This window comes from Nonomuraea sp. ATR24 (assembly GCF_041950485.1).
GTDB classification, from domain to species: Bacteria; Actinomycetota; Actinomycetes; order Streptosporangiales; family Streptosporangiaceae; genus Nonomuraea; species Nonomuraea ceibae.
Genome location: NZ_JBGNUU010000008.1, coordinates 317641 through 325788, shown reverse-complemented (window position 1 = coordinate 325788; position 8148 = coordinate 317641). Strand labels below are relative to the sequence as shown.

Genomic DNA, 8148 nt, shown 5'->3' with positions numbered 1-8148 from the left:
CCTTGATCGGCGCGGCGAGCCGCGCGGTGCCCTCGGGAGCAGGACCCCCGGCCCGGGCGGCGGCGCTGCCCGCAGCCAGCGGGTCCGACACGGCCGACGGCGTGCGCCCCAGCAGGCGCAGCAGCACCGCCCGGGCCGCCGGACGCCGCGCCGGATCCTTGGCCAGGCACGCCGCCACCAGCTCACGCAGATCACCGTCCAGCCCGCCGAGATCCGGCTCGGCCCGCATGATCCGGTGGACGAGCGCGGGCAGCGGCCCCGCCCCGAACGGCGGCGCCCCCGACGCCGCGAACACCATGGTCGCCCCCCACGCGAACACGTCCGCCGCCGCGCCCGCCGCCCCCGGCCTGAACTGCTCCGGAGCCATGTACGGCGGCGTCCCCGCCACCTCGTCACCCGCCCCCGCGTCCCCCACCGGCCGGGCGATGCCGAAATCGATCACCCTCGGCCCCTCCGGGCTCAGCAGCACGTTGCCCGGCTTGAAATCCCGGTGCACCACCCCCGCCCGGTGGATCGCCGCCAGCGCCGTCGCGGTCCCCACCGCCAGCCGGTGCAGCTCCCGCCCCCGCAACGGGCCGCGCGCCGCCACCGCCTGCTGCAACGTCGGCCCCTCGATGAACTCGCTCACCACGTACGGCTCGGCCCCCGCCGCGCCGACCTCCAGGACCTGCGCCGTGCAGAACGCCGCCATCCTGGGCAGCACCTCAGCCTCCCGGCGCAGCAGCGCGGCGGCCTCCTCGTCGGCGGCCCGCAGCACCTTGACCGCCACCGGCCGCCCGCCCGGCGCCTGCGCCAGATAGACCACGCCCTGCCCGCCCGCGCCCAGCCGCCCGCGCACCACGTACGCGCCGATCCGCGCCGGATCGCCGGGCCGCACCGCGGCGGCCACCGGTCAGCCCCGCGTGTAGCGCACGTCCACCAGCGGCTCACCCGGCGTGCGCAGCTCGGCCAGCACCCGCACCACCTCACCGGCGAAGTCCGTCACCACCACCTCGCTGCGGTCCCCGCCGCCGGGCACGACCTGGATCAGGTGCTCCTCGTCGTACCAGCCCACCATGCCCGCCCCCTTCCGCGTCGGCACCGTGGCCACCCGGGCGCCGCCCGCCGCCGTCCACACGCAGGCGGCGAACCGCTTGGCGCACCCGCTCGTGACGAACCGGCCGCCGCTCGGCGAGAACATGTCCGTCGCCCCCACGACATGCCCCACCCAGTGCATCATCCGCGTCACCCGGCCCGACTCCGCGTCCCGCACGCGCACGCCCTGCCCCCACTCCGCCGTCAGATAGCGGCTGATCACCGACCTCCCGTCGGGCATCCACCGGAACTCGGCGTAGAAGCTCAGCGGGTTCACCTTCCCGCCCGTCGCCAGCGCCGCCTGCCGCACCTCCGCCCCGTCACCCGTCGGCACGAACCTGGCCGACCGCGCCGCCACGTCGATGATCACGTACCCGGCGCTGAACGGCTGGTTCTCCTCCCCGACCTTCTCGAACCGCTGCACCGACAGCAGCAGCCGGTCACCCCGCCGCGACCAGCTCAGGCCGACGGACTGGTACGGCGGGCGCAGCACCGGCACGCTGAACCGCTCACCGGTCAGATGGTCGGCGAACCATACCGCCAGATGATCCCCGGCGGCCGCGTACAGCGTGTTGAAGCTCGCCGTGTAACGCCCGTCGGGCGACGCCTCCGCCACCACGGTGTGCGGCCCGGCGTCGCCGAACCGGCCCGTCCGCGGGTCCCGCGTGTAGCGGCGGCTCTCGCCCACCCGCACCGACGTCAGCCGCACCCGGTCGCCGGGATGCTCGTACGCCACCCCGAGCCCGCCCGGCAGCGGCACCTCGGCCCCCTCCGCAGGAGGCCCGTCCGCCGGGGCCACCGCTCTCGGCGTCCACGTCCCTCCGGGCCGCGCCTGCTGCGCCACCCGCGCCGCCCCCGCTCCCGGCTCGCCCACGGCCAGCGTCACTCCGGCCGACACACCCCCGGCCACCAGCGCGATCACCACCCCCGCCGCGGCCACGACCCCCCGCCGCCGCTTCCTCCCCGCCCCGGCAGCCTCCACCGCGCTCGCGCCGGCCGACTGCGGGACGGGCCCAAGGACGGGCCTCGGGACGGGCCTCGGGACGACCAGGACCGTCTCCTCGATCAGACGCAACAGCGCCTGCTCCGCCGTCGGCCTCACCTCCGGGTCGACGGCCAGGCAGTCGGCCAGCAGCTCACGCAACGGCCCCTGCGGGAGCGCGGCCAGGCTCGCCGCCCCCTCCGCCATCCGGGCCGGCCGCCCGCTGAAACCGCCCCCGCCGAACGGATCCCGCCCGGCGGCGGCGTACGCCACCGTCGCGGCCCACGCCCACACGTCCGTCGCGGGCCCGAGCTCCCCGCCGCGCGTCCGCTCAGGGGCGAACAGGTCACCCGGCTCCAGATCGATCGGCGACGTGTCGTGCCCCCCGCTCAGCACGTCGTGAACCTCCGGCACCGCGCACAACAGCCGCGGCCCGTCCGGCCCGAGCAGCACCCGGCTCGGCCGGATCCCCACGGGAGCCAGCCCGGCCCGGTGTGCCGCCGCCACGGCCGTCACCGTCCCGATCGCCAGCCGCCGCAACGCCGCCCCCTCAACCGCCCCACTGCCTGCATCACTGTCCGCATCACCTGGCCCGTCGGCGGCAGGGTCCGGCCGGGTACGGGCCGCTCCGCCTCCGCTCTCACCGGGACCGCCGGCGGCGGCGGCCGGGGTGAGGCGGGCCAGGAGGGAGCCGCCCTCGACGTACTCGGTGACCACGTGGTCAGGGCCCGCGTCCAGGACGGCCACGGCGCCGACGGGGGCGGCCTCGCGCAGACGGGCGAGCCGGGCGAGGTCGGGGCGGCGCTCGGCCGGCCTGCCGTAGTGGCGGACGACCACCGTGCGCCCCGAGGGGGAGGTCGCCAGGTGGTGCGAGACGCCGCAGCAGCCCGTGTGGAGGGTGCCGGCGAGGCGGTAGCCGCCCACGGCGCGGGCGTTCACCGGGCCGCCCGGGCCAGGCGCAGGCCGGGGGTGTCGTCGGCCGCCTCCAGGGTGGCCAGCAGCCGCCGGGTGCCCTCACGGAAGTCCAGCGCCACGAACTCGTGCGGCGTCCGGCCCGGGTCCAGGATCATCAGGTGGTCGTCGTCGTACCAGCCCCACATCTCCGCACCCTTGATCGTGTTCACGTAGGTGGCGACGCGGACGCCGGTGGCGGCGTCCCACGCGCAATGGGATCCGCCGCTGGGGCAGTCGGTCAGCATGAGCCGGCCCGACGGCGAGAACAGGGCGCGGCCGACGCTCGGCCCGGTCCACGGCATCGTGCGCGCCTCCCGGCCGTTCAGGTCGCGGAAGCGCAGGCCGGTGTGGCCGCCGCTGTCGTGCGAGGCGACGACGCCGTCGCCGCCGGGGGTCCAGGCGTACGGTCCCGTGTCGCCTTCCGTGGGGACGGTTCGGGCCTGCCGGGTGGCGGTGTCCAGGACGGCGAATCCGGCCGTCCTCCGCTTCGGGCCGCTCACCGTGAGGAGCAGCCGGGACGAGGCCCGGTCCCACACGGGGGAGGCGGCCCGCTCGGGCACCCGTACGGTGAAGCGCTCGCCGGAGCGGCGGTCGGCGACCGTCACGTCACGGCCCGCCTGGAACGCCACCCGGGTGCCGTCGGGCGAGGCGGCCACGTCGTCCGCCGCCACCCCGGCCTCGATGAACCCGTCCCACTGGGCCGCGCGCAGCCAGGTGCCGCGCTCGTTCCGGTACGCGACGACGCGCTGGGGATCGCCGGGATGCTCGTACAGGGAGAGTGCGATCCCGGCCGCCCGCATCGTGGCCTGCGGGGACGGGAGCGCGCGCGGGCCCGCGGCGGTCACCGACAGGTCGGGCAGCGACAGCGTCGGCGACGGGACGGGCCGGGAGGCCGCGCCCACCCGGTCGGCGATCAGATGGCCCGCCCCGGCGGAGACCACCGCCACGGCCAGCGCCCCCGCCGCCAGCCCCGGCCACCCCCGCCACGCCACCCCGCCCGAGGCTGCGGCGCCGCCTCCCGGGGTACGCCCTGCCGCTCCGGCCTGGGACGGTGCGGCCATCCCAGGGGTGTGGCCTTCCGACGCCGGGCGAGGGACAGCCGGGCCGTCCCCCGCCGGACTCGCCGGGCCGTCCGCCTCCGGGCTCGCCCGGAACTCGTCCGTGGGGGAGTGGGGCGCGGTGTCGGGGATGAGCGTACGGGTGGAGTGGCCGATGAGGCGGAGCAGGAGGTCGCCCGAGTCGGGCCGCGCCGCCGGGTCCTCGGCCAGGGCGGCGGCGACGGCGGGGCGCAGGTGCTCTTCGAGGGCGGCCAGGCCGGGCTCGTGGCGGAGGCCGCGATCGGCCGAACCGGTGGCGGCGTACAGGATGGTGGCGGCCCAGGCGAACACGTCGTCCGCCGGGCCCATGACCTGCTCGGGAGCGCCGGTGGGGGCCGGGGGGAAGGCCAGGCCGTAGCCGGTGACGCGGACGCCGTCGGGCCCGAGGACGACGGTGCCGGGGCGCAAATCGCCGTGGGTGACGCCGCCCTGGTGCAGCCCCACGAGGGCGGAGGCCGTCGCGATGGCGAGCCGGTGCAGCGCGGTGCCCGTCATCGGGCCGTCGGCGGCGACGGCGTCGGCGAGCGACCGCCCGGGGACGTGCTCGGTCACCGCGTACGCCCGGCCGCCGGCGACCCCGGCGGCCAGGACGCGGGCCAGCGACGGCGCGTCGAGCTCCGTCAGGGCGGTCACGCGGTCCGCCGCGCCGGGCCCGCCGGGCAGCCAGGCGACTTCGACGTGCCGGCCGCCGGCGTCGCGGGCCAGGAACACGGGCCCGCGGTCGTCGTGCCGTAATCGTCCCAGCAGGACGAACCCGCCGAGGTCCGCGGGATCGGATCGCTGTAATGGGGGAATTTCCGTCATTGCCTCAGCAATTCATCGACAGCCGACCGCCTGATTATGGATCAGGCGCTTCCGGTCGTGGAAGACCGGCGCCCGGCCGTCTTACCCTGCCAGGGCCCGGAGGAGGACGTCCCCACGCCGGGCCCGGGACGGGCCGCCACGGCGGTGGTGGGTCAGGAAACGAGCTCCCCGGCCTGGACGACGTGCCGGATGCGGCCGGGGTCGGCCAGGACGCCGAGGTCGGCGAGCGGGTCGCCGTCGAGGACCAGCAGGTCGGCGTGCGCGCCCACGGCCAGGGTGCCGATCTCGCCGGCCATGCCGAGCAGCTCGGCCGCGTTCACCGTGGCGGCGCGGAGCACGTCCAGCGGCTTCTGCACCTCGCCGCGCAGGCGGAACTCCTGGTTCTGGTGCCGGTGCATGCCGCCGAGCAGGTCGCTGCCGTACACCAGCCGCACACCGCCCCTGGCGGCGCGCTCCAGCGCCGCCAGGCCCGCGCCGAGCACCGCGTCGACCTTGCGCCAGCTCGGCTCCGGCAGCCCGTGGGCCACGCCCTCCTCCTTCAGCGCCCAGTACGTGACCAGCGTCGGCACCAGGAACGCGTCACGCTCCAGGAACAGCTCCACGCTCCGGTCGTCCAGCAGGTTGCCGTGCTCGATCGAGCGGATCCCCGCCTCCAGCGCCCGGTTGACCGCGCGTGCGGTGTACGCGTGCGCGGCCACGTAGCGGTTGGCCGCCTCGGCCTCCTCCACGATGGCGCGCAGCTCCTCCATCGAGTACTGGGTGGAGTCGATGCGGTCGGTGGGGGAGGCGACGCCGCCGGAGGCCATCACCTTGATGTGGTGGGCGCCCTTGCGCAGCTCGTCGCGGGCGGCGGCGCGCACGGCGTCGACCCCGTCGGCGACCCGGCCGAGCCCGGCGCAGCACGGGTGGTCGTCGTGCACCCGGGTGCCCCGGCCGCGCGAGTCGCCGTGGCCGCCGGTCTGGCTGAGCGCCCGGCCGCAGAACAGCAGCCTCGGCCCCCGGATCAGCCCTTCGGCCTGCGCGTCGGCGAGCCCGTAGTCGGCGCCGGAGGCGTCGCGGACGGTGGTGAAACCGCGCGCCAGCATGCCGCCCATGATGCGGGCGCTGTGCGCGGCCACGTACGAGGGCGACCAGGAGGTCAGCCCGCCCAGGTCGGCGGTGGCGGCGGTGACGTGCACGTGCGCGTCGATCAGGCCGGGGACGACGACCGCGCCGGCCAGGTCGACCACGCGCGTGCCGTCGGGGGCGGTCAGGCCGCGGCCGGTCTCGGCGACGCGCCCGTCCGCGCAGCGCAGGTCGGTCTCGGTGAAGTCGCCGGTGTCGGGGTCGAGCAGCAGGGCGTCGCGCAGCAGCAGGCTCATCGGGCGCCTCGCAGCGCGGGCACGGCCAGCGGCGCGAGCGCCTGGGCGGCGGCCACGGACGTCTCGTCGTAGCTGCCCTCGGCGTCGAGGATGTTGAGCGCGCCTAGCACGGTGCCGCCGTCCACGACGGGCACGTTGACGATGGCGCCGCAGCCGAGGCTCTCGATCAGCTCGTGGTCGGCGAAGATCTCGCGTACGGCGGCCCGGTCGCGGCCCAGGTAGGGCAGCCGCTGCTCGATGCAGCGGGTGAGCCACTCCTGCGCGACCTCCACCGTCTTCTCGCCGCCCACCGGGTACTGCTCGGGGTGGCTGCTGTGCACGCGGCGCAGCGCGCGCCGTTCGGGGATCCAGGCGAGCACGGTGAACAACCGCGCGCCCACCTGCTCGCGTACCTTCTCCTGCAGTTCCGGCAGCCCGGTCACGACGTCATCTCCTTAGCTGCGCCGGCGGGCTCGCCCCGCTCGGTCAGGTCTTCCAGGGAACGCCCGGCGGTCGCCAGGCCGAACACCATCACGCAGATCACGCCGGCCGCGAGCACGGCGGTGGTCATGCCGAACACGCCGCCGAAGCCGAGGCTCGCGTACGACACGCCGATGATGGTGGGAGCGAGGATGCTGCCGACGCGGCCGAACGCGCTCGACAGGCCGGTTCCGGTGGCCCGGATCCAGGTGGGGAACACCTCGGGGGTGTAGGAGTAGACGCCGGCGTAGGTGCCGTTCAGGAAGAACGACAGCACGGCGCCCGCGACCGTGATCGACACGGGCGTGTCCATCTGCGACAGCCAGAAGGCGCTGACGGCCGATCCGGCGAGGTAGATCGCGATGGTGTTCTTGCGGTCGAGCCGCTCCGACAGCCAGGCGGCGGAGAAGTAGCCGGGGATCTGCGCCAGGTAGATGATCAGCGAGAACTCGAAGCTCTTCGTCACCGTGATGCCCCGCTCCACCAGCAGGGTGGGGATCCAGGAGAAGAAGCCGTAGTACGAGAACGTGATCACGAACCAGATCAGCCAGATGACGCCGGTGCGCCTGGCCATCGCCCGGCTCCACAGGAACCGCAGGGCGTTGACCAGCGTGACCTTCGGCGTCTCCCGGACGGGCAGCGCGGCCGCGGTCTCGGGCACCGGGGGCAGGGGCCGGCCGGTGGCGAGCTCGACGCGCCGTTCGATGTCGGCGACCACGGCCTCGGCCTCGGCGGTCCTGCCGTGCTGCAGCAGGAAGCGCGGCGACTCCGGCAGCGAGCGCCGCCACCACAGCAGCATCAGGATGGGCACCGCGGTGATGATCTGCGCGATCCGCCAGCCGTCGTCGAACGTGGGCACCACGAACCGGCCGATGAGCGCGGCCCCGACGAACCCGAAGGAGAAGAACCCGGCCAGCGCGCCGATGAACCAGCCGCGCCGCTTGGCGGGCACGAACTCCGACAGGAACGGCGCGATGATCGCGCTCTCCGCGCCGGCCCCGGCCCCGGCCAGCACCCGCGCGCCGAGGAACACCTCGTAGTTCGGCGCGAACGCGGCCACGACGGAGAACACCGCGTAGAAGGCGAGCGCGTACATCATGACCTTCTTGCGGCCGATGCGGTCGCCGAGCAGGCCCGCCGCGATCGCGCCGAACAGGAAGCCGAACGGCGAGGCGGAGCCGATGATGCCGAGCTGGCCGTTGCTGAGGTTCCACGCCTCCTGGGCGCTCGGCAGCAGGAACGCGACGACGGCCGAGTCCATGCCGTCGAAGGTGTAGCCGAGGCCGCCTATCAGGAGCAGGAGGTAGTGCGGACGGCTCAGGGGGAGCCGGTCCAGCCGGGCCAGCAAGGTCATGGCACAGCCTTCCTAGGGCACGGGGCCCTGCCAGGGAGGGGGAGTTATTGCAACGTATAGTGC

General features: G+C 75.6%; 6 protein-coding genes. All 6 read right to left on the bottom strand.

Going from position 1 to position 8148, the window contains the following annotated elements; all coding sequences use genetic code 11:
• On the bottom strand, window positions 1-889 hold an 889-nt coding region (locus tag ACBI99_RS22305; protein ID WP_375073365.1), incomplete at its 3' end, for a serine/threonine-protein kinase.
• A 3-nt stretch (window positions 890-892) separates the two neighbouring features.
• Entirely contained in the window at window positions 893-2995 is a 2103-nt protein-coding gene (locus ACBI99_RS22300; RefSeq protein ID WP_375073363.1) for a hypothetical protein, read from the bottom strand.
• A complete protein-coding gene (locus ACBI99_RS22295; RefSeq protein ID WP_375073361.1) occupies window positions 2992-4911 on the bottom strand; it encodes a hypothetical protein in 1920 nt (639 codons plus the stop codon). The genes ACBI99_RS22300 and ACBI99_RS22295 overlap by 4 nt, the downstream gene beginning before the upstream one ends.
• A gap of 152 nt (window positions 4912-5063) precedes the next feature.
• The gene (locus ACBI99_RS22290; protein ID WP_375073359.1) at window positions 5064-6272 is read right to left on the bottom strand and encodes an amidohydrolase family protein; all 1209 of its coding nucleotides are present in this window, start codon (window positions 6270-6272) and stop codon (window positions 5064-5066) included.
• Window positions 6269-6694, bottom strand: a complete 426-nt coding sequence (locus tag ACBI99_RS22285; protein ID WP_308125905.1) for a GAF domain-containing protein — start codon at window positions 6692-6694, stop codon at window positions 6269-6271. Before ACBI99_RS22285 ends, ACBI99_RS22290 begins: the two co-directional genes overlap by 4 nt.
• Window positions 6691-8085: an MFS transporter gene (locus ACBI99_RS22280; protein ID WP_219508423.1), complete on the bottom strand. Its 1395-nt coding sequence runs from the start codon at window positions 8083-8085 to the stop codon at window positions 6691-6693. The genes ACBI99_RS22285 and ACBI99_RS22280 overlap by 4 nt, the downstream gene beginning before the upstream one ends.
• Window positions 8086-8148: the final 63 nt, after the last annotated feature.

Coding starts and splice junctions, on each gene's coding strand:
- ACBI99_RS22280 (WP_219508423.1), bottom strand. CDS start 8,085: ATGACCTTGCTGGCCCGGCTGGACCGGCTCCCCCTGAGCCGTCCGCAC.
- ACBI99_RS22295 (WP_375073361.1), bottom strand. CDS start 4,911: ATGACGGAAATTCCCCCATTACAGCGATCCGATCCCGCGGACCTCGGC.
- ACBI99_RS22290 (WP_375073359.1), bottom strand. CDS start 6,272: ATGAGCCTGCTGCTGCGCGACGCCCTGCTGCTCGACCCCGACACCGGC.